Source organism: Streptomyces sp. NPDC058751, from assembly GCF_042746485.1.
Classification (GTDB): domain Bacteria; phylum Actinomycetota; class Actinomycetes; order Streptomycetales; family Streptomycetaceae; genus Streptomyces.
This window is the reverse complement of sequence record NZ_JBHYPZ010000007.1, coordinates 35,724-56,537: the sequence shown is the minus strand read 5'-3', so window position 1 is coordinate 56,537 and position 20,814 is coordinate 35,724. Positions and strand designations below refer to the sequence as shown.

The following is a 20,814-nucleotide window of genomic DNA, read 5'->3' as shown; positions in this document are numbered from 1 at the left end:
CCCGTCGCACGGGTGCCGTCGGGCACGGCCCTCGCCGTCGCCCCGACGGTGGGGCGGCGTCCGCGTGGCGGGACGCCACTCCTGCCCGGGCAGCCGGTGTGAAACCCTGTCCGGCATGAATGAGCCCGCCGCCCGCGAGACCGTGCCCGCCGAGCAGTACGTCCTGACGCTGTCCTGCCCCGACAAGCAGGGCATCGTGCACGCCGTGTCGAGCTACTTGTTCATGACCGGATGCAACATCGAGGACAGCCAGCAGTTCGGCGACCACGACACGGGTCTGTTCTTCATGCGCGTTCACTTCACGGCGGAGTCGCCCGTGACCGTGGAGAAATTGCGTGCGAGTTTCACAGCGGTCGGCGACGCCTTCCACATGGAATGGCAGATCCACCGGGCCGAGGACCGGATGAAGGTCGTCCTCATGGTGAGCAAGTTCGGCCACTGCCTGAACGACCTGCTCTTCCGCACACGGATCGGCGCGCTGCCCGTCGACATCGCCGCGGTGGTCTCCAACCACACCGACTTCGCGGAGCTGGTGGGGTCGTACGACATTCCCTTCCACCACATCGCGGTGACGAAGGACACGAAGGCCGAGGCCGAGGCGCAGCTGCTGGCGCTGGTGCGGGAGAAGGGCGTCGAACTGGTCGTCCTCGCCCGCTACATGCAGGTCCTCTCGGACGACCTGTGCAAGCAGCTCAGCGGCCGCATCATCAACATCCACCACTCCTTCCTGCCGAGCTTCAAGGGCGCCAAGCCGTACCACCAGGCGCACGCCCGAGGGGTCAAGCTCATCGGCGCCACGGCGCACTACGTCACCGCCGACCTCGACGAGGGTCCGATCATCGAGCAGGAGGTCGAGCGGGTCGGCCACGACGTCACCCCCGACCAGCTCGTCGCCATCGGCCGTGACGTCGAGTGCCAGGCGCTCGCCCGCGCCGTGAAGTGGCACGCGGAGCGCCGCATCCTGCTCAACGGGCGCCGGACGGTCGTCTTCGCCTGACCGCCTGACCGCCTGACCGCCTGACCGCCCGACCGCCCGGCTCACACGGCTCGCCGGGTCACGTCCGTGTCGTCCTGGGACCGCTCACATCCGGCTCAGCGAGGCCGCCGCGGACAGGACGTCCCAGATGACGTCACGGTCGCCGTCCTGTCCGGCGGCCGCCTCCTGCGGGGACACGTGGCCGGCGGCCAGGCGGCAGAACTCCACCCCGTCCAGCGCGACATGGGCCACCTCGTGATCGGCGGAGCCGAGGGCGCCGGGCGAGTCGACGGGGATGAGCCACTCGCCGCCCCCGGAGCCCTCGATCTCCAGGCGCAGGCTGCGTCCCGGGGCGCCCGCCGTGACGGGGTGCCGGGCCGACCGGGCCGACAGCCCGGCCCGGCGCCGCTCGGCGAGCGAGACGGGCAGCATCCGCGCGGCCAGGTCGATCATCCGGTTCAGGTGCCGGGGCGCGGGCGGCTCGTACGGGTAGTCCACCGCGTCGGCGATGTCCCCCGCGTGCACCCAGCACTCGAAGGCCCGGTCCAGCATCGAGTCGCTGAGCGGCAGTTCGAAACCGCCGTACGCCACGGTGAGCCGTCCGGACGCCTCCCCGCCCGCGACGCCGCCCGCGGCCGGGGCGCCCTCCTCGACGAACGACACGCTCCGGACGATGCTGTGGCTCTGTTCCCGCCAGGGCCCGCGCACGGACCGGGTGGGCGGGACGCGCGAGGCACGCCAGTACGCCTCGGTGCGGTCCCGGGGGGTCGGCCGCTCCGCGCCGGCCGTGCCGAGCGGATCGTCGAGCCCCAGCGCGACGGCGACCAGTCCGTCGACGCTCAGCAGATGCGCGATGACCCCGGCGACGGTCGTACGGCGGCTCACGGGCCCGTCGTCCTCGAACCAGCGCAGCCGCACGGGCGCGTGCCACTCGGAGCCGCCGATGTCCTGGAGCAGCGCGTCGAGACGGGCGGTCTCCGCGTCGTACGGATCGGCCCACCCGGGGACCGGGATGCGCGGCGGCCGCCGGTCCAGACAGCTCGTCAGGACGCGGGTGCGCAGCGTCGGGTCCAGGTCGAGGCTCTCCGGCGGGTGCAGCAGTCCGACCGCCTCGCGCAGCCGCAGCGCTTCCTCGGCGCACGCGCCGCAGTCCCCGAGGTGGTCCTCGACGGCACTCGTCTCCTCCGCCGAGCAGGCGGCCAGCGCCCACGCGCCCAGCAGGGACTTCAGGACCCGGTGTTCCAGGACCAGCGGAGCGGGGCCGGGGGCGGCGGCCGGTCCGGGCAGCGGCGGCCCGTCCGCCGGCCGCCCGTCGCCGCCGGCGTCCTCGTGCCCGTCCTCGCGCATGCCGCCGTGCCCGTCCTCGTTCTCGTCCGTGGTCCCGCGCCCGTCGGTGCCGTCGTCCGTGGTCCCGCGCCCGTCCGTGTCCCCGTACCCGTCCTCGTGCCCGGCCGCGCGCCCCTCCTCGTCGTCGAACGGCGCGAACCGGCCAGATTCCTCGCTCACCGGGCACCCCCGGGTTCCGGCGGCGCGGCGGGCCCGGAGTCGTGGGCGGTGGACAGCAGCTGGAGGCCGAGGCGGAGCCGGCGGCGGGCCTCGTCCTCGGTGACGCCGAGATCGGCGGCCGCCTGGCGGTAGTCGCGGCGCTGGAAGTACGCCAGCTCCAGGGCGGTCCGCAGCGGGGCGGGCATGGACGTGACGATGTAGTCGGCGCGGGCGGCGACGGACGCGCCGTGCACCTTGCGCTCCAGTTCCTCGGCGGTGCCGTCGCCGCCGCGGGCGAGCGCGGCGGTCTCGGTGGCGCGCAGGCGCTGCACGGCCAGACGGTGGGTCAGGCCGGCGAGCCAGGAACGCAGCGGGCCCTGCTGGGGGTCGTACGCGTCGGGGTTCTCCCAGACGTGGGCGAAGACCTCGCGGGTGATCCCGTCGGCGGCCCGCTCGTCCCCGAGCACGCGATGGGCGAGACCGTGCACCAGCGAAGCGAAACGGTCGTAGAGCTCGCCGAGCGCGGCCGCCTCCCCGCGTGAGAGCCGCTGCTGCATCCTGCGGTCCCAGCGGGGCGGTGCTTCCTGCGTCGTCATACGGCCCCCTCACCCCTGGTCGTGCCCGGTGTCCGTCCCCGCGTCCGGCCTGTTCGCCGACCGTGTCCCCCGTCGCCGTCCGGCCGTGCGGTGCCGCCGTACAGCCTGTGCGCACCGGCTGTCCTGAATGTAGTCGGCACGTCCGGCAACGCACGCCCCTTTGCGTCAATGTGCGCCCCTGGACGGGCCGTGGATGGTAGGAGCGCGCCACTTCCACCCCGGTACCTGACCGCTCCTGGCCGTATGCGACCGAAAGAGAACCCTCGTGAAGGATTTTCGACCGTAGACAGGCGTTTCTTCCTGGCGGGATCCGTGTTTCATGGAAGTACGGCGGGGCAGCCGCGCCGGAAGGAAGCGTACGGAGTTGTTCCGTTTCTGCTGGGCGAGGCGAGCGAAAGGCGTGGCGGTGACGCTCAAGGTGACGCACGTGACCGACGTGGCCGACGGCGGGTGGACCGTGCTGCGGGTGTCGGGCGAGCTCGATCTCGTGACGTCGCCCGCGCTGCGCCAGAGCGTCCACGACGTGGTGGCGACGGGCCGGCACGGCATCGTCCTGGACCTGTCCGAGGTCGTGTTCTGCGACTCCAGCGGGGTCGGCGTCCTGATCGCCGCCCGCCGCCTCATGCGCTCCTGCCGGGGGCGTCTGCGGCTGATCCTGCCCGCGCGGGGCGCGGCCGACGGCTCCCACGTGAACCGCGTCCTCGGGGCCCTCGGCGTGCGCCGGCTCTTCGACGTGTACCCCGACGTCGACGCGGCCACGGACGAGGAGTCCCGCCCGCTGTCGGCCTGAGGTCCCGTTCCCTCCCCTTCCGTCACCTCCCGTCCGCTCCCGTCACCCCTCGTCCCCTTCTTCTTGTCTCGGAATTCTTGCGGTCTTGGTACAACCGTCGCTTTCCGGCACCCGGGGCGGTCCGGGCGTCGTACGCTCCGTCCCAGATGAACCCCAGTCCGGCCGAGGCCGGCTGAGATGTGAGGCGGTCCGAACACCCATGGTCAGTTCCGATTACGAGCGCAGGATCGCCGCCCGGTTCGCCGGCTTCGACCAGGACGGCAACGGCTACATCGACCGGGAGGACTTCAGCGCCGCCACCAAGGCCGTGCTCGCCGAGTTCGCCACCACGGCCAGGTCGGACAAGGGCCAGGCCCTCTACATCGGCGCCGAGGCGTTCTGGCAGGGCATGGCCGGGATAGCGGACCGTGACGGAGACCAGCGGATCACGCGCGAGGAGTTCGTGAGCGGCGCGGTGAAGCGGCTGCGCGACAACCCCGAGCGGTTCGCCGAGATCGCCCGCCCCTTCCTGCACGCGGCGCTCGCCGTGGCGGACACCGACGGGGACGGCGCTGCCACGGTCGAGGAGGTCACGCGTGTCCTCAGGGCCCTGGGGGCGGACGACACCGTCGCCACCACCGTGGCCGCCGGCCTGGACACGGACGCCGACGGACGGATCGGCGAGACGGAGATCGTGACCTCGTTCGCCCGTTACTTCACCGTGCCGGAGTAGCCGGAACGGCCCCGGCTCCCGGGGCGGGTCCTCGGACGGCCCGCCCCGGGAGCCAGACAGGGCCTCATCCCGAGAAGCGCTCCCTGAGCCGGTACTTGAGCACCTTGCGCAGGGCCTCGTTGCGCGGAAGGGCGTCCACGACCTCCAGCTGCTCCGGCAGCTTGTGCACGGACAGCCCTTCCCCGCGCAGGTACGACGTCACCGCGGACAGCGTCAGCTCCGGCGAGCCCGGCGGCTGTTCCACCACCGCACACACGCGCTCCCCGCGCTCGGCGTCGGGCAGTCCGATCACGGCCGCGTCCCCGACCGCCGGGTGCCGGTGCAGCAGGTCCTCGATCTCCTTCGCGGAGATGTTCTCGCCCTTGCGGATGATGATGTCCTTCACCCGGCCGGTCAGGACGAGGTGGCCGCTCCCGGTCAGGTGCCCCACGTCCCCGGTGACCAGGAACCCGTCCGGGTCGAACGCCTCCGCGGTCTGCGCCGGGTCCAGGTACCCCTGGCACACGGCCTCCCCCCGCAGCCGTACGTCCCCGTCGACGCCGGCCGGCCGGGGAGCGCCCGCCGCGTCCACGATCCGGATCTCCATGCCCTCGGGGGGCCTGCCCTCCGTGGTCGCCAGGTCCTCGGCCGAGTCGTCCGGCGCGCCCATCGTGATCATCGGGACCTCGGTCATCCCGTACCCGTGGGTGAGCTGCACGCCCATCTCCCGGACGACCGAGTGATAGATCTCGGGCGGCTTCGGCGCCCCGCCGCCCGCGAGCAGCCGCAGCGTGGGGACGACCGGCTCCCCGGGCTTCTTGCGCTGCTCGGCGAGGAACATCGAGTAGAACGCGGTCGACCCGCCCGCCACCGTCACGCCGTGCCTGCGGTACTCCTCCAGGGCGTCGGGCAGCGCGAAGTGCTCGAACATCACGGCCGGGAAGCCGTACAGCAGCAGCATCACCGTGTAGTCGGGCCCGGCGATGTGCGCGTAGGGGAAGGCCATCGAGCCGACGTCGTCCCCGGACAGGCGCAGCGCGTGGGCGAGGCAGGAGCCGCCCGCGATCAGCGAACGGTCGGTGTGCAGCACGCCCTTGGGGTCGGAGGTGGTGCCCGAGGTCCAGTAGATCCAGCGGACGGAGGTGCCGTCGGAGGGCGGGGCGGGCAGGACGGCGGGATCGCCGTCGGGCAGCGCGTCGTACGCCTCGAAGACGTTCTTCGCGCCGAGCCGGTGCGCCATCGCGGTGTGGTCGAAGCCGCGCCACTCGCCCGGCACGGCGAAGTACTCGGCCTTCGACTCCCGCAGCGCGAAGCCGACCTCGCGGTCGCGGTAGAAGGGGATGACCGGCGACTGCACGGCGCCGATCCGGGCCAGCGCGAAGGACAGCAGGGCGGTCTCGATCCGGGTGGGAAGCTGCCAGGCGACCACCGTGCCGGGGCGCACGCCCCGCTCGTGGAGGCCCGCCGCCACCCGCTCGGCGCGGTCGCGCAGCTCACCGAAGGTCAGGGAGCGGTCGCCCTGGAGCAGGACGGGCCGGTCGGGGGTGAGGCGGGCCCGGCGGTCGACCAGTTCCCACAGCGTGCGCGCGGAGCTCAGGGCGTGTGCGGTGTCGTTCACTTCGGCCCCCTGCGGTCGTTCGCTTCGGCATCCGTAGCTGACGGACAGTCAGATCGTGCGCAGAGCGTAGGGCCCGGCGCCTTGTCGGTCCATAGGTGCGGGGCTAGCCTGCTTGTGGAGATGAATCTGACGGGTCATCAGAAATGAACGCCAGGCGGAGGGGACCATGACCGAACTGCCCCGCATCATCAGCGTCGACGACCACGTGATCGAGCCCGCACACCTCTTCGAGACCTGGCTGCCGCGCAAGTACCACGACCGGGGGCCGAAACCGCTGACCGCCGGGATCGGCGAGCTCGCCTACGTCGGGGGCAAGTACCGGATCACCATGGACCCGGACGGCCCGCCGACCGACTGGTGGATCTACGAGGACCTCCAGTTCCCGTACAAGCGCAACATCGCCGCCGTCGGCTTCGACCGCGACGAGATGACGCTGGAGGGCATCACCCGCGCGGAGATGCGGCGCGGCTGCTGGGACCCCGCCGAGCGGCTCAGGGACATGGACCTCAACCACGTCGAGGCCAGCCTCTGCTTCCCCACCTTCCCGCGCTTCTGCGGCCAGACCTTCGCCGAGGCCCACGACAAGGAGGTCGCCCTGGCCTGCGTGCGGGCGTACAACGACTGGATGGTCGAGGAGTGGTGCGGCGACAGCGGCGGCCGGCTGATCCCGCTGTGCCTGATCCCCCTGTGGGACATCGGCCTCGCGGTCGCCGAGATCCGCCGCAACGCGGCCCGGGGCGTGAAGGCCGTCACCTTCTCCGAGATCCCCACCTACCTGGGGCTGCCCTCCATCCACTCCGGCTACTGGGACCCGTTCTTCGCGGTCTGCCAGGAGACCGGGACGGTCGTGAACATGCACATCGGCTCGTCCTCCCAGATGCCGGCCGCCTCCCCCGACGCGCCCCCCGCCGTCCAGGCCTCGCTGTCCTTCAACAACGCGATGGCCTCGATGATGGACTTCCTCTTCAGCGGCGTCCTGGTGAGGTTCCCGCGCCTCAAGCTGGCCTACTCCGAGGGCCAGATGGGCTGGATCCCGTACGCCCTGGAGCGCGCCGACGACGTCTGGTCGGAGCACCGGGCCTGGGGCGGGGTCAGGGACCTGATCCCGGAGCCCCCGTCGACGTACTACTACCGGCAGGTCTTCTGCTGCTTCTTCCGCGACAAGCACGGGGTCGCGTCCCTGGACGTGGTGGGCCGCGACAACGCCACCTTCGAGACCGACTACCCGCACGTCGACTCGACCTTCCCGCACACCAAGGAGGTCGCCCTCGACCACGTGAAGGGCCTCGACGACGAGACCGTCCACAAGCTGATGCGGGGCAACGCCATCCGCATGCTGGAGCTGGACCTGTAGTGGACCTGACGTACACGCCCGAGGAGGAGGAGTTCCGCGCGCGGCTGCGGACGTGGCTCGCCGGGGTCCTCCCGGCGCTGCCGCCGAAACCGTCCCCGCACGACTGGCCCGCCAGACGGGCGTACGACCTCGGCTGGCAGCGGATGCTGTACGACGCCGGGTACGCGGGCCTGCACTGGCCCGTCGACGCGGGCGGCCGGGGCGCCACGCCGACGCAGCACCTCATCTACCTGGAGGAGACCGAGAAAGCGGGCGCCCCCTACGTGGGGGCCAACTTCGTCGGACTGCTGCACGCCGGACCGACCGTCGCCTCCGAGGGGAGCGCGGAGCAGCGGGCGCGCTGGCTGCCGCCCGTGCTGCGCGGCGAGGAGGTCTGGTGCCAGGGCTTCAGCGAACCGGACGCCGGCTCCGACCTCGCGGCGCTGCGCACGCGCGCGTGGCGTGACGGCGACGACTACGTGGTGAGCGGGTCCAAGATCTGGACCTCCCACGCCGAGGTGGCGAACTGGTGCGAACTGCTGGTGCGCACCGACCCCGACGCCCGCAAGCACCGGGGCATCACCTGGCTCGCGATGCCGATGGACGCGCCCGGCGTCACCGTCCGCCCGCTGCGCACGCTGGCGGGCTCCACCGAGTTCGCGGAGGTCTTCCTCGACGAGGTGCGCGTCCCGGCGGCCAACCGGGTCGGCGCCGAGAACGACGGCTGGCGCGTGACCATGGTGACGCTCTCCTACGAGCGCGGCACCGCCTTCGTCGGCGAGGTGGTCGCCTGCCGGCGCGTGCTGTCCGAGGTCGCGCGCGAGGCGCGGAAGAACGGCCGCTGGGACGACGCCGTCCTGCGCCGCCGTCTCGGCAGGCTGAACGCCGAGTTCCGCGCGCTGTGGCGGCTCACCCAGTGGAACGTGAGCGAGGCGCAGCACACCGGGGGCGTGCCCGGCACGGGCGGTTCGGTCTTCAAACTGGCGTACTCGCACGCCCGCCAGGAACTGTTCGACGCCGCCGCGGAGGTCCTCGGCCCCGACGCCCTGGACCTGGGACGGGAATGGACCCTGGACCGGCTCTCGTCCCTGTCGTACACCATCGCGGCCGGCACCTCGCAGATCCAGCGGAACATCGTGGCCGAGCGCATCCTCGGCCTTCCCAGGGGGAGGTGACGTCGACCGGTGGACTTCAGGCTCACGGACGACCAACGGGCTCTTCGGCGGGGCGTGCGCGACCTGCTGGAGGGCCGCTTTGGACGGGAGGCGTTGCGCGCGGCCGTGGACCGGGCGGACGGGCGGTGCGCGGCCGGCGGTGCGGGGCGGACGGGAGGGGCGGACGGGGGGCCGCGGGAGGGCGCGCGGGTGCTCGACCGGGAGCTGTGGCGCGAGCTGGGCGCGGCGGGGTTCTTCGCGCTGCGACTTCCCGAGGACGGGGGCGGCGTCGGGCAGGGCCTCCCGGAAGCCGTGCTGGTCTTCGAGGAGGCGGGCCGGGCCCTGCTGCCGGGACCGCTGATCGCCACGCACCTGGCCGCGGGAGCCGTCCCCGGGGCCGCCACCGGGGACGTGGTCGTGACCTCCGCCGCCGGCGGGCTCGTGGAATGGCTGGACGAGGCCGACGTCGTCCGGGGTGATGTCACCGGGGCCGAGCCGCTGGCCCCGGTGGACCCGCTGACCCCCCTGCACCGGCTGCCCGTGACCGGCGGCGGGCCGCCCGGGAACGGCGCGCTCCGGGCGGCCCGGACGCCGGACGGGCTCCTCACGTCGCTCCTCACCGCGGCCGAACAGCTCGGCAGCGCCGCCCGGACCTGCGAGAGCGCCGTGCAACACGCCCGGACGCGCAAACAGTTCGGGCAGCCGATCGGCGCCTTCCAGGCGGTGCAGCACCTGTGCGCGGGCATGCTCGCGCGGGTCGAGGTGGCCCGCGCGGCCGTCTACGCCGCTTCGGTCACCGCCGACCCGGCGGACGTCGCGGCGGCCCGCCTGCTCGCCGACGAGGCCGCCGTGCGCGGCGCCCGCGACTGCCTCCAGGTGCACGGCGGCATGGGCTTCACCTGGGAGTCCGACGTCCATCTGCACCTGAAGCGGGCGTGGACGCGGACGCACCGTCCCGGCGGTGTCGCGCAGAGCGAGGAGGAGCTGGCGGACGATCTGCAGGCCGGGCCGGTGTGAGGGGCCGCCGTTCCGGGACGGCACGGGAGGAACGGGGGCGGATGTCGCGGATCGTGGCAGAACGGCATCACGGAGCGTTGAGACCGGGTTGTGTCCTAGGCGTGACTTGTCACGGCCTGGAGTCGGCGCCGGGCTCCGGTACCTTGTGTGGGATGCGAGTGGTTCTGAGGCTGAGCCATCCCGGTGTTGCCCCCGAGGCCGCGCCGGGCCCGGCGATGCGCGCCCCTCGTACGGCAGGGCGGACCCCCGTGCCTGCCTGTTCGACTCCCCAAGGCGGGCGTCGCACAGTATGCCGCACGCGTACTCCTTCGCGCTGGAATATGCCCGAAGCGCTTGTTGGGGTGACTGTGCGTCAACCATGCTGTCTCGCAAGGGAATCACGTTCCGTGATCCTTGTTCTGGCCATGCAGAAAATGGCCACGATCGTGGCCCTTGTGAGGCGCGAGGCGATGTGTCCGCCGGTTCGGATGGTGTGAGCGGTGCAGGTGCTTCAAGTGCAGCTGGAGATCCGGCCCGACCCCGCAGAGGTGGGGCGAGCCCGGCGATGGGCCCGTTCGAGGCTCGCGGGGTCCGGGATAGACGCCGATGAACCACTCGCCGAGACGCTGATCCTGCTGGTCTCCGAGCTCGTCACGAACGCCGTGGTGCACACCGGGTGTCCGGCCGTCCTGCGCCTGTGCCTGCCCGGCGGCGAGGGCGCCGCCACCGTGCGCCTCGAAGTGGCCGACTCCAGTGCCCGGCCGCCGATGCCCCGGCACGCGGAGGGCGACGAGACCAACGGGCGGGGCCTGGAACTGGTCGACGGGCTCGCGGACCGCTGGGGCTGGAACCCCGAGGGCGCCGGCAAGCGCATCTGGTGCGAGCTGGACCGCTGCGCCTCGGACACCGCGCAGGACTCCCCGTACGGCGCCTACGGCGGCTTCGCGTACGAGGCGGTCTAGGCGGTCCGGGAGGCGTCCGCCCGGCACCCGGGCCGGGTCGGTCCGGTCCGTCCGGCCCGCCTCCTCGGGGGTGCCGGACGGGCCGGCCCGGGGTGGTGGGGCGGTCGTGCCCCCTCGGGCACGCCTCGCGTTTCGTGCATAGATGCACGAAATCGCTGTACACGGCCGCCGTGGTGGCCGAATGCGCCGGGTCGTGCTTCCGTACGCGCTGTCTCAAAAGGGATGGAACGCCGCAAATCCCCGATCGGGTGTTGACGCGACGTGTCCGTTTGATCACGCTTGTGTTCAGCGATTCGCCGCGAGGGGACGGCGAGGGTTCCGGTGACGGGGGCCCTCGGCGAGTGTGGGTCGTGATTCGGCGTCGGCTCCCCGTGGCCGGGGGAGGCAGGGCGGGTGCGCCGGAGGCGGATGGCGGCGCGCGGTGCCGTGCCCGGCGTGAGGTGGGGGCCTTCGGCCGGGCGCAGTCGAGAGTGGGGGAAGCGCGCCGCCGTCCGGCCCCTCGGGCGGGCGGCCCCCGGACGGCCCTCGTGCGGACGGGGCGTCAGAGGATCGCCACGGGCGCCACCGGTGTGCCGGTGCCGCCGACGAAGGGTTCCGGCATCGCCGAGAGCAGGAAGGCGTAACGGCCCTCCTGTCCACAGGCTGTGGACAGTTCTTCGAGGTTCCAGTTCTGGCCCTGCATCATCCCCATCTCGACCAGGTCGAGCGCGTGCACGGGCAGCCACAGGTCCTCGATCTCGGGCGGGAAGATCTCGAAGGTCAGGGTGTCGTTGGCGACCGCCGCGACGTCGCGCGCGTGGAACCACTCGGGGGTGCGCACCGACAGGCCCGGCGACGGATACCCGTACCCGTGCTTGTCGCCCGCCAGGTACACCTGGATCTGCCCGGTCCGTACGAGCACGATGTCGCCCGCCCTCACCCGCGTGCCCGCCAGTTCCTCCGCCGCCTCCAGGTCCTCGGGGGTCACGGCGTGCCCGCCGGCCAGCCGGTGTTCGCCGCGCGCCCGCGCCACGTCGAGCAGGACGCCCCGCGAGACGATGTGCCGCGGCTTGTCGATCCCGCCGAACTCGGCGCCGCCGTGCGGGGTGACGCTGGAGGCGGGGCGTCCGTTGTAGAGCCTGCCGGAGTGCGAGACGTGGGGCAGCGCGTCCCAGTGGGTGGCCGCCTGGAGCCCCATGGTCACGGCGTCGTCGCTGCACGCCACCGTGCCGGGGCCGAAGATCTCCTGGTTGATCTGCACCATCGCGTGCAGCGGGTTGACCCGCCCCGGGATCATCCCGGTCTGCACGCCGTCCTGCTGGAGCGGCAGGGCGAGCGGCACCCGGCGCCCCGTCCGCACCGTCCCGGCGGCCTCCCGCACCACCTCGTCCGTGATGAGGTTCAGCGTCCCGATCTCGTCGTCGGCCCCCCAGCGCCCCCAGTTGTTGACGCGCTTCGCGATCTCGTGGAACTCCGGACGGAGCGCCGGCTGCGACATGAGTCCTCCCCGGGGGCTTGTCTCCAGGTGTCTGACGGGTCGTAGAATCCAAAGGGAATCTAACGGACCGTCAGAAACTGCGGGAAGGGGCCGGGCATGGGGAACTTCCTTGCGGGCAAGGTCGTCGCCGTCACGGGCGCGGGCCGGGGGATAGGCCGGGCGGTCGCCCTCGCCGCGGCCGCCGAGGGCGCCCGCGTCGTCGTCAACGACCACGGCGTGTCCATCGAGGGCGCCGAGCCCACGAGTTCGGTCGCCGAGGCCGTCGTGAAGGAGATCGAGGCGGCCGGCGGGGAGGCGGTCGCCGTCGCCGACGACATCTCGACGATGGAGGGCGGCCAGCGCGTCGTCGACACCGCGCTCGCCTCGTACGGGCGGATCGACGGTGTGGTGTGCGTGGCCGGCATCCTGCGCGAGCGGATGCTCTTCAACATGTCCGAGCAGGAGTGGGACCCGGTGGTCGCCACCCATCTCAAGGGCACGTTCACGCTCTTCCGGGCCGCCTCGGCGGTGATGCGCAAACAGGGCTCGGGCACCCTGATCGGCTTCACCAGCGGCAACCACCAGGGATCGGTGGCACAGGCCAACTACAGCGCGGCCAAGGGCGGGATCATCTCGTTGGTGCGCAGCGCGGCCCTCGGGCTGCACAAGTACGGGGTCACCGCGAACGCCGTCGCGCCCGTCGCCCGCACCCGCATGTCGGCGAACGTGCCCATGGAGCTGAAGGAGATCGGCGAACCGGAGGACGTGGCCGCCCTCGTGGTCTACCTGCTGTCGGACCGGGCCCGCGAGGAACGCATCACCGGGCAGGTCTACACGATCGCCGGGCCCAAGATCGCCGTATGGGCGCAGCCGCGCGAACTGCGCGCCGGATACGCCGAGGGCGCCTGGACCCCGGAGCGGATCGCCGACTTCCTGCCCGGGACCGTCGGCGTCGACCCGATGCCGCTGCTGGAGCAGCTGGAGGCGATGGCGCGTGCGGCCGCGGACAGGACCCGTCCCAACGCGTGACCGTTCCCGGCCCCGGCGCACCGGGTCCGGTGGGGAGGAGAGCGCGTGGATTTCGCATTCGGCCTTGAGGACGAGGTCTTCCGGCGCGAGGCGCGGGCCTGGCTGGAGGAGCACCTGACCGACCACCGGACCGGCACCCCCGGGCGCCGCGACTGGGAGCGGGAACTCGGCAGGGGCGGCTGGATCGGGCTCGGCTGGGCGGAGGACGGCTACGGCAACCGGCGCGCGGACCTGACCCGGCAGGTCGTGTGGGCCGAGGAGTACGCCCGCTCGAAGGCGCCGCCCCGCTCCGGGCACATCGGCGAGAACCTGCTGGCGCCGACGCTCATCGCGCACGGGACGCCGGAGCAGAAGCGCCGCTTCCTGCCGCCGGTCGCCGAGGGCCGGGAACTGTGGTGCCAGGGGTACAGCGAACCGGGCGCCGGCTCGGACCTGGCGGGCGTCCGCACGACCGCCGTACGGGACGCGGGGGCCGGTTCCCCGGGGGCGTACCGGATCACGGGGCAGAAGATCTGGACCTCGCTCGCCCACGAGGCCGACTGGTGCTTCGTGCTCGCCCGCACCGAGCCGGGGAGCGTCCGCCATCACGGACTGTCCTTCCTGCTCGTCGCCATGGACCAGCCCGGCCGGATCGAGGTCCGCCCCATCCGGCAGCTCACGGGCACGAGCGACTTCAACGAGGTGTTCTTCGACGGGGCCCTGGCGGAGGCCGGGCACGTGGTGGGCGGCGAGGGCGGGGGCTGGAAGGTCGCCATGAGCCTGCTCGGCTTCGAACGAGGGGTCTCCACGCTCGCCCAGCAGATCGGGTTCGCCGAGGAGCTGGGGCGGGTGCTGCGCACGGCCGTCGCGACGGGGGCGGCCCTGGACCCCGTCGTACGCGACCGGCTCGTACGGCTCTGGGCCGAGCTGCGCGTGATGCGGTGGAACGCCCTGCGCACCCTGGGTGGTTCGGCCGGTGCCGGTGCCGGTGCCGGTGCCGGTGCCGGGGCCGGGGGTGCGGGTGCGGGCGTGCCGAGCGTGGCCAAGCTGCTGTGGGGCGGCTGGCACCGACGGCTCGGCGAGGCGGCGGTCCTGGTGCGGGGGGCCGCGGCGGCGGTGGGTCCGGCGGACTGGTCGGCCGCGCTGCCGTACGAACTGGACGAGGCGCAGCACCTGTTCCTCTTCAGCCGGGCCGACACGATCTACGGCGGCTCGGACGAGATCCAGCGCACGATCATCGCCGAGCGCGTGCTCGGCCTGCCGAAGGAGCCCCGGGGCCGGCCGTGACCGGACCCGGAACCAACAGCCCAGGAACAGCCCGGGGCGGCCCGGGGAGAGGGGAGCCGGCGCGATGCGAGGCGTGATCTTCGACGGGAGAAGGACCCAGGTCGTGGACGACCTGGAGGTACGGGACCCGGGTCCCGGGGAGGTCCGGGTGGCGATCTCCGCGGCGGGGCTCTGCCACAGCGATCTCTCCGTGGTGGACGGCACTATTCCCTTCCCCGTTCCCGTAGTGCTCGGCCATGAGGGTGCGGGCGTGGTGGAGGCGGTGGGCATGGGCGTCACCCATGTCGAGCCCGGCGACCATGTGGCGCTGTCCACTCTCGCCAACTGTGGGACCTGCGCCGAGTGCGACCGGGGGCGGCCCACGATGTGCCGCAGGGCGATCGGCATGCCGCAGCGGCCGTTCGCGCGCTCCGGCGAGCCGCTGTACCAGTTCGCCGCCAACTCGGCCTTCGCGGAACGCACGGTGGTGAAGGCCGTCCAGGCGGTCCGGATCCCCAAGGACATCCCGCTGACCTCGGCCGCGCTGATCGGCTGCGGGGTCCTCACGGGTGTCGGCGCCGTCCTGAACCGGGCCCGGGTCGAGAGCGGCGACACCGTCCTGGTCATCGGCACGGGCGGCATCGGCCTCAACGTCATCCAGGGTGCGCGGCTCGCGGGCGCGCTGCGGATCGTCGCCGTCGACTCCAACCCGGCCAAGGAGGCCGTGGCCCGGCAGTTCGGCGCGACGCACTTCCTGACCTCGGCGGACGGGGTGAAGGACGTCCTGCCGACCGGCGCCCAGCACGCCTTCGAGTGCGTCGGCCGCGTCGAACTCATCCGCCGGGCGGTCGACCTGCTCGACCGGCACGGCCAGGCGGTCCTGCTCGGCGTCCCCCCGGCGACGGCCGAGGCGTCCTTCCTCGTCTCCTCGATGTACCTCGACAAGTCCATCCTCGGCTGCCGCTACGGCTCGTCCCGCCCCCAGCGGGACATCGCCCGGTACGCCGAGCTGTACCGAGAGGGACGGCTGCTCCTCGACGAGCTGGTGACGGCGACGTACCCCGTCGAGGACTTCGAGAGGGCGGCCGAGGACGCGCACGCGGGGAAGGTGGCCAGGGCGGTGCTGACGTTCTAGAGACGGTTCCGGACCGTCATGTCCTCGCGGAGACCGGGGAGTTCCCGCCGTCGGCTCCCGTAGCCGATCCGAAAGGTGCGCCGGTACCGGGCCGGGCGGCCGGACCGAGCAGGTGACGACCTCGTGGAGCGGCTGTCTCCCGTCGACTGACCTGATCATGGACTACGGCGTGACCGGGTCACCGGACACCACGAATTCGACCTGAGCAACGGACGTCCGAGAAGAACCCTGGGATATCGAGCTCCGTCAGAAAAGCCGGACGAAACGCCACGCGCCGCTCGATGCTCTCACCGTTCGAGTCCGTTCCCGGCGGCGCCGGTCAATGGGCTGCCCCAGGGAGCCGGAGCGTCCGCGCGAAGTCGTCCAGTGCCTCCATCGCCGCGGCGATCACTTCCGGATCGTCGTGGTGCCCGCGGAGCAGTACGTCGGGGAGGCCGGGCGGGGTGTGCCAGTGGTACGTCACCGAGGTCATCATGATGGTGCTGTCCGCAGGGTAGGAGAGGGTGACCCGGACCCCGTCCGCGCCCAGGTGTGGAGAGGCGAACGGAATGCTGCCGGTTCGCTGCTGCCACTCGGGGATGTCCGGGTGCGGCACCGTCAACGCGGTGACTCCCTCGCAGGATGCCGCGTCACGGGCCTCGCAGTGGAAGCGGGTGGCGTGCATCACCAGAGGCATGCAGGTCAGCGGAACGGGGTGGTAGATGAACGCCTCGTCGGCCTGGAGCTTGTCGCGGAGCGTCACCAGTATCTGCTCGTAGAAATTTTTGTGGAATCGGCGGAGCTTGCGGGTGAGCTCGATGCCGTGGATGGCGGCCAGGCCGGACAGGTGCTGGTCCAGCCATTCCTTGAAGGTCTTCTTGTCGATCTGGAGGTGGAGATAGCCCCAGAGGCCTGGGTTGGCATCCGTGTCGATGTGCAGCGGTGCACCGAGGTCGGCGCTCCACAGGGTGTCGTCGGCCATGAGCGGTCTCTTTCGTCAGGGGCGCGGGCAGGGGGTGTTCAGGCGTAGCTCCAGCGGAAGGTGTTCATCACGGCGTCGAACAGTTCCACGAGGGTGTCGTAGAAGGAGGGATCTGAGCCGGGCGCGATCAGGGCGCTGAAGGTGAAGGTGAAGTACTGGTCAGGAGTGCTGTCCGGGATCGGCACGAAGTATTCGACCCGGCGGTGAGCGGCGTCGATGCCCTTTGCGGCGTCGGCGGGGACATCTCGTTCCGAGCGCAGGGCTGCCGCGTGGTCGAGTTCCCGCATCTCGGCTCCCGGGGTCTCGGAGGCGAGCGCGAGCAGGACCGCTTCCGGCCCGCTGTCGGGCCTGACCCTCGGAATCCCGATCGGCTCGGAGGCGACGATCGAGACGGGCAGCGCGACGCCGTGGAGGCGCTCGGTGGGGAGGTAGAGGGTCATACCCCCCTTGGCGCGGGCCCGGCGGACGACCTTCTTCATCTCTTTGGTGAGTTTCAGCCGGGCCTGCGGAATGTCGTCCTTGGGAAAGCCGACGGGCAGCTGCGCGACGGCCTTGCGGACGATGCGGTCCATCGCTTCCTGGGTACCGGTGCGTAGCGGAATCACGTCCCAGCCGGGCGGTGGCACCAGGTTGAAGCCGGTCGGGGACCGGTGCTGCTCAGCGGTGGCCACGGCGCGCCCGCCTCTCTTCCATTGCATAAGCGACGCCGACGAAGACTGCCCAAGCCGGGGCGGCGAACATGCCCGGCCAGAAACCCAGGAACATCGAGGGCAGGAAGAAACCACCGCCCATGGCGAGATCCCGGGTGAGGTAGGGAGGACGGCCCGAGTGCCGCGGGTACTTCGCGAAGACCCAGACGTAGTGCAGGAGGCAGCCGATGATCCCGGCCTCATAGACGTGAAGGACGTCGTCCATCAGGGACTTCGGCACCAGGATCATGATTCCGAATACCAGGAGGACCAGGGGCATCCCGATGATCAAGGTGAGCCGGAGCCGACGGTTGGGACCGGTGCCGAGTCCGGTGCGGCCCGCTTCCGCCTCGGTGATGCGTTGTGCCGAGTACAGATCCATGATCGTTCCTTCTCGCTACCAGTGGGTGTCGGGGGCAGGCTTGAGGGTGTTGTCCTTCCAGTCGGAGTACGGCGCGTTGTACGGCTTCTCGTCGGTCCCGAACTTTTCGTGGGTGTAGCTTGTCAGGTCGCTCTTGCCCAGCGACTTGTCCATGACGTCCATCCCCATGCCGGTCCAGGCGACGCCGAGGCCCGCCTGGTAGGACCTGTAGGCCTTGTCCGCGGCGGCTCCCGCGGCTTCCGGGAAGACGGCCTTGTTCGCTTTCAACATCTTTGCCATGCCCGCCATCTCCTTGTCGCCGAGGTGCGCCAACGTCGACAGCGGGCTGACCCTCAGCGGACCCTTGGCCACCAGGCCGACGTTCTGGGAGATGGACTTGCGCATGGCGTTACGAGCCCCGCCGATGGCCTGCCGCCCCTGCCCTTCCGGCAGTTTGGTCATCAACCTCCCCATGTCGTCCATGACGCCCTTGACGCCGTTGAGTCCTCTGCTCAGGCCGACGGTCCGGGCGGCCTGAGCGGCGCCCACGGTGGCCTTGGCGCCGCCGGCAAGCTTCGCGGCGGCCCCGAGACCACCCACCACGAGCAGTGCACCCACGACGTCGAAGATGACATCCGTCCAGGTGGCATCGCCGGATGCCACCAGGAGGAGCCTGAGCCCGACTGTGAGTATCGCGATGCCCAGAACGAGCAGGTTCAGGCCGGGGATGAGCAGCGCCAGGAAGCCTGCCATCGTCGCCACCCAGCCGAGAACATCGATGAAGGCCTTGATCAGGTCCGCATTGTCATGGGCCCAGCCCTTGACGTCGTCCCACCACGAGTCCTCGATGACGTCATCGATATCGTCCCTGATCTTTCCCGCGTGGTGGTTGGCGCGGGTGTCGCGCTCGCTGGTGACAGCGTTCAGCTGATTCCGGTATGCCTGCAGGGGATCATGGTCTGTTCCGCTGACGGACGGATTCGGATTGTTCTTGTCGTCGGAGGCGGACTCCTTCGCCTTCTCGGCCTCAATCTCTTCCTGCTTCTCCTTGGCCCGGCGCAGTACGTTGTCGGCGTCGGACTGGAAGTCCTCCAACTCATTCGACCAAGCGGTGAGGTGACCGTGAACGCGCTCGTAACGACTGGCCACCTCCCGCATGTGTTTCTCCAGGGTGGAGGACTCCTCGCGCAGGCTCTTGACGTACTTGCCCTTGAGTTTGTCCTCGTTGCTGATGGCCTGGAGGTTCTTGGCCTGGTCCCTGAGCTTCTTGGCAACCGACACCATGTGGCGGACCTCGGCGCGGATCTCCTCCGGGTCACCGGGTACCGGGTCGGAATCGCATAGCGGATGCCAATCGACCGGGCGGCGTTTGGACGCTGTCATTTCTTCTGCTTCTTCTCGTCGCGCTTGCTCAGCTTGTGGTCGAGTTCCTCGAACGCCTTCTTGGTGCCGGCTACTTGCTGGCCGACCGACTCGATTCCCTCGATGAGCTTTGTGCGGTAGTCGTCCCAGTTGTCGACGAAATCTCCCATGGCGTCAGCTATTGCGCCGGATCCCCAGTGCCGGCGCATGTCGTCGCGACGGTTCTCGATATCCTTGAAGGTTCTTTTGAGTTGGCCGAGCATTCGCTCGGAGTCCGCGAGAAAGTCGTAGTCGACCGTCAGGTCCGGGTCTGCCACTGATGCCCCTCCCTGTGCGTATGGTGTGGCGGTTCTGTGATCACCGGTTGACTGTCTGGATTTCCTGGACGATCACGCTCTGTTCGGCGCCGAACTCGCCGTCCGGGAGGTCCTGTACCTCGTTGACGCCGGTGCCGGTCCAGGAGATCTTCCAGGTGACCGAGGCGGTGAGCGGGTAGGAGCCGTTGCCGGAGGAATGCAGGTACTTCACGCCGCAGGGCGGAGTCTCTTCGGATTTGCCTTCGGCATAGGGTTCGCCGATCTTGCCGTTGCCGATCTCGCACACACCGGAGGCCGGATAGGTCTCCGAGTCCTCCGTGCTCGGGTCGATCTTCAGGGAGATCGGCTCCGCGGTCGCCTCGATGTTCAGCAGAGGGACGGAAGCGGTGACCGAGACCGGCTTGAACTCGGCGCCGTCCAGCCAGGCCCAGGTCGGCAGGTTCACCTTGGTCGTGCCCTCGGGTGCCAGGGCCACCTCGGTGCCGGGGGTGCGGATCTCGTTGTACGCGAGCTCTGCCGGGACCTGGGGCGTGATCGCTTGCGGGATATCGGCGGGCGGGTCGTCATCCGTATCGACCCAGAAGGTGTCCTTCGTGCAGTCGAGCGCGTCCGGATTGCCCGCGCGACCTGGTGCGACGTACGAGTCCCACCAGTAACCCTCGCCGGTCTTGTCCTTGTTGAAGTCCTTGTACGGCTTGCCGATGACGTACCGGTCACGTTGCTCGGCGTCCCACTCGTGTCCCGTTGGGCCGGCCTCCCGGATCGGCTCCAGATGCGCCTTGAGTTGGGTTGGGGTGTACTTCGGGGCGTAGTGGCAGGCAGGTGGTGCCCAGTTGTTGCCTGCGGAGGTCACTGGGCCCGCAGACCGCCCAGTTCCGTTCTTCGAACGGTCGAAAACCACCGCACCGGCTGTGGCCGATAGAACGCCCTTGCCGTCGGCGTCGCCCGAGACATCGGGCTCGACGGCCCCCTGCCCGCCTCCCGGGCCATATGCAGAGGCAACGTGAGGCAGAGCCAGGACAGCAAGCGCAGCGACTGTGCCACAGGTCAGTAATCTCCGCCGATGCGTCATCCGGCACATGCCTTGTCCCCCCGCCTTGTCCTTGTAGTAGAAGGTGAGCTCAGGCGCATCAGTGTCGCCGCGCAGGATGGCACCGTTCGTGGCGTCGATACGCCGGGCCGCGTCAGCCAGGACCGCGTCCTTGGTCTGGTTGCCGGTCTTCCCCTCCTCGTAGACGTCCTTCACGTCAGATGGGAGCTCGACCTTGGGCCGGTCCGCCCCCGTCGCAGCAGACGGGCTCGGTGAAGTGGGCTGCGCGGGGTCACCTTGATCGGCACCCGAGGTCTTGTCGTTGTCGCTGGACTTGCCGTCCCCGCTGCCGCAGGCCGTCACAACAGGGCTGCTGTCGCGGCGAGCGTGGCGGCGACGGGCAAAAGGCGGCGCTTCACAGTGAGCTCCCCGTGGGACATGAGTTCCGTCAAGAGCGATGACGCTATCGGTGGGCCCTCTGGTTCGCCACAGTGAACTTCCCTCTGAGGATGGACGGGGGGCGAGAATCGCGGCAATCCGGTCGTGCTTGCGATTCGACCGTTGTCGGGTGTGCCACGGCCCCGGACGACGCGTGTCGCGTGTGTCCGGGGCCGTGTGCGCGGTGAAG

The 20,814-nt window shown here is 70.9% G+C and carries 20 protein-coding genes; 10 read left to right on the top strand and 10 right to left on the bottom strand.

Going from position 1 to position 20,814, the window contains the following annotated elements; genetic code table 11:
• Positions 1-115: 115 nt before the first annotated feature.
• The gene (purU, locus tag ACFW6B_RS09160) at positions 116-997 is read left to right on the top strand and encodes a formyltetrahydrofolate deformylase (protein WP_386593653.1); all 882 of its coding nucleotides are present in this window, start codon (positions 116-118) and stop codon (positions 995-997) included.
• Positions 998-1,081: 84 nt separating this feature from the next.
• Here the strand turns inward: purU and ACFW6B_RS09155 are convergent, their stop codons facing one another.
• Positions 1,082-2,482: an MDMPI N domain containing protein gene (locus ACFW6B_RS09155; protein ID WP_386593651.1), complete on the bottom strand. Its 1,401-nt coding sequence runs from the start codon at positions 2,480-2,482 to the stop codon at positions 1,082-1,084.
• Positions 2,479-3,057, bottom strand: a complete 579-nt coding sequence (locus ACFW6B_RS09150; RefSeq protein WP_386593649.1) for a sigma-70 family RNA polymerase sigma factor — start codon at positions 3,055-3,057, stop codon at positions 2,479-2,481. Before ACFW6B_RS09150 ends, ACFW6B_RS09155 begins: the two co-directional genes overlap by 4 nt.
• Positions 3,058-3,457: 400 nt before the next feature.
• Between ACFW6B_RS09150 and ACFW6B_RS09145 the strand changes: the two genes are divergently transcribed.
• Together ACFW6B_RS09145 and ACFW6B_RS09140 are read left to right on the top strand one after the other, a co-directional pair.
• Positions 3,458-3,847: an STAS domain-containing protein gene (locus ACFW6B_RS09145; RefSeq protein WP_386593647.1), complete on the top strand. Its 390-nt coding sequence runs from the start codon at positions 3,458-3,460 to the stop codon at positions 3,845-3,847.
• A 199-nt stretch (positions 3,848-4,046) separates the two neighbouring features.
• Positions 4,047-4,559: an EF-hand domain-containing protein gene (locus ACFW6B_RS09140; protein WP_386593645.1), complete on the top strand. Its 513-nt coding sequence runs from the start codon at positions 4,047-4,049 to the stop codon at positions 4,557-4,559.
• A 64-nt stretch (positions 4,560-4,623) separates the two neighbouring features.
• On the opposite strand, the gene ACFW6B_RS09135 is transcribed toward ACFW6B_RS09140, so the two are convergent.
• Positions 4,624-6,156, bottom strand: a complete 1,533-nt coding sequence (locus ACFW6B_RS09135; protein ID WP_386593643.1) for a class I adenylate-forming enzyme family protein — start codon at positions 6,154-6,156, stop codon at positions 4,624-4,626.
• A 166-nt stretch (positions 6,157-6,322) separates the two neighbouring features.
• Here ACFW6B_RS09135 and ACFW6B_RS09130 point away from each other — a divergent pair, with 166 nt between their 5' ends.
• The 4 genes from ACFW6B_RS09130 to ACFW6B_RS09115 all read left to right on the top strand — a co-directional run bounded on the left by ACFW6B_RS09130 (position 6,323) and on the right by ACFW6B_RS09115 (position 10,601).
• On the top strand, positions 6,323-7,510 hold the full coding sequence (locus ACFW6B_RS09130) for an amidohydrolase family protein (protein WP_386593641.1): 1,188 nt from the start codon (positions 6,323-6,325) through the stop codon (positions 7,508-7,510).
• Entirely contained in the window at positions 7,510-8,664 is a 1,155-nt protein-coding gene (locus tag ACFW6B_RS09125) for an acyl-CoA dehydrogenase (protein ID WP_386593639.1), read from the top strand. The genes ACFW6B_RS09130 and ACFW6B_RS09125 overlap by 1 nt, the downstream gene beginning before the upstream one ends.
• Positions 8,665-8,673: 9 nt before the next feature.
• The gene (locus tag ACFW6B_RS09120) at positions 8,674-9,660 is read left to right on the top strand and encodes an acyl-CoA dehydrogenase family protein (protein ID WP_386593637.1); all 987 of its coding nucleotides are present in this window, start codon (positions 8,674-8,676) and stop codon (positions 9,658-9,660) included.
• A 479-nt stretch (positions 9,661-10,139) separates the two neighbouring features.
• Positions 10,140-10,601: an ATP-binding protein gene (locus tag ACFW6B_RS09115; protein ID WP_386593635.1), complete on the top strand. Its 462-nt coding sequence runs from the start codon at positions 10,140-10,142 to the stop codon at positions 10,599-10,601.
• 541 nt (positions 10,602-11,142) lie between these two features.
• On the opposite strand, the gene ACFW6B_RS09110 is transcribed toward ACFW6B_RS09115, so the two are convergent.
• Positions 11,143-12,078 carry a cyclase family protein gene (locus ACFW6B_RS09110; protein WP_386593633.1) on the bottom strand — a complete coding sequence of 312 codons (936 nt, stop codon included), beginning with the start codon at positions 12,076-12,078 and terminating at the stop codon, positions 11,143-11,145.
• A 96-nt stretch (positions 12,079-12,174) separates the two neighbouring features.
• Between ACFW6B_RS09110 and ACFW6B_RS09105 the strand changes: the two genes are divergently transcribed.
• The 3 genes from ACFW6B_RS09105 (at position 12,175) to ACFW6B_RS09095 (ending at position 15,466) form a co-directional block, all read left to right on the top strand.
• The gene (locus ACFW6B_RS09105) at positions 12,175-13,086 is read left to right on the top strand and encodes an SDR family oxidoreductase (RefSeq protein ID WP_386593631.1); all 912 of its coding nucleotides are present in this window, start codon (positions 12,175-12,177) and stop codon (positions 13,084-13,086) included.
• A gap of 45 nt (positions 13,087-13,131) precedes the next feature.
• On the top strand, positions 13,132-14,352 hold the full coding sequence (locus tag ACFW6B_RS09100; protein ID WP_386593629.1) for an acyl-CoA dehydrogenase family protein: 1,221 nt from the start codon (positions 13,132-13,134) through the stop codon (positions 14,350-14,352).
• 64 nt (positions 14,353-14,416) lie between these two features.
• A complete protein-coding gene (locus ACFW6B_RS09095) occupies positions 14,417-15,466 on the top strand; it encodes a Zn-dependent alcohol dehydrogenase (RefSeq protein WP_386593627.1) in 1,050 nt (349 codons plus the stop codon).
• Between the two features lie 319 nt (positions 15,467-15,785).
• On the opposite strand, the gene ACFW6B_RS09090 is transcribed toward ACFW6B_RS09095, so the two are convergent.
• From ACFW6B_RS09090 to ACFW6B_RS09065, 6 genes are read right to left on the bottom strand one after another with little or no spacing between them, the layout of a single operon-like run.
• Positions 15,786-16,427, bottom strand: a complete 642-nt coding sequence (locus ACFW6B_RS09090) for a hypothetical protein (RefSeq protein ID WP_386593625.1) — start codon at positions 16,425-16,427, stop codon at positions 15,786-15,788.
• Positions 16,428-16,465: 38 nt separating this feature from the next.
• Positions 16,466-17,098 carry a hypothetical protein gene (locus tag ACFW6B_RS09085; protein WP_386593623.1) on the bottom strand — a complete coding sequence of 211 codons (633 nt, stop codon included), beginning with the start codon at positions 17,096-17,098 and terminating at the stop codon, positions 16,466-16,468.
• Positions 17,085-17,498 carry a hypothetical protein gene (locus tag ACFW6B_RS09080; RefSeq protein WP_386593622.1) on the bottom strand — a complete coding sequence of 138 codons (414 nt, stop codon included), beginning with the start codon at positions 17,496-17,498 and terminating at the stop codon, positions 17,085-17,087. The genes ACFW6B_RS09085 and ACFW6B_RS09080 overlap by 14 nt, the downstream gene beginning before the upstream one ends.
• 15 nt (positions 17,499-17,513) lie before the next feature.
• Entirely contained in the window at positions 17,514-18,860 is a 1,347-nt protein-coding gene (locus ACFW6B_RS09075; protein WP_386593620.1) for a hypothetical protein, read from the bottom strand.
• Positions 18,857-19,156 carry a hypothetical protein gene (locus tag ACFW6B_RS09070; protein ID WP_386593617.1) on the bottom strand — a complete coding sequence of 100 codons (300 nt, stop codon included), beginning with the start codon at positions 19,154-19,156 and terminating at the stop codon, positions 18,857-18,859. Before ACFW6B_RS09070 ends, ACFW6B_RS09075 begins: the two co-directional genes overlap by 4 nt.
• Before the next feature lie 40 nt (positions 19,157-19,196).
• Positions 19,197-20,237 carry a hypothetical protein gene (locus tag ACFW6B_RS09065; protein ID WP_386593907.1) on the bottom strand — a complete coding sequence of 347 codons (1,041 nt, stop codon included), beginning with the start codon at positions 20,235-20,237 and terminating at the stop codon, positions 19,197-19,199.
• Positions 20,238-20,814 lie beyond the last annotated feature (577 nt).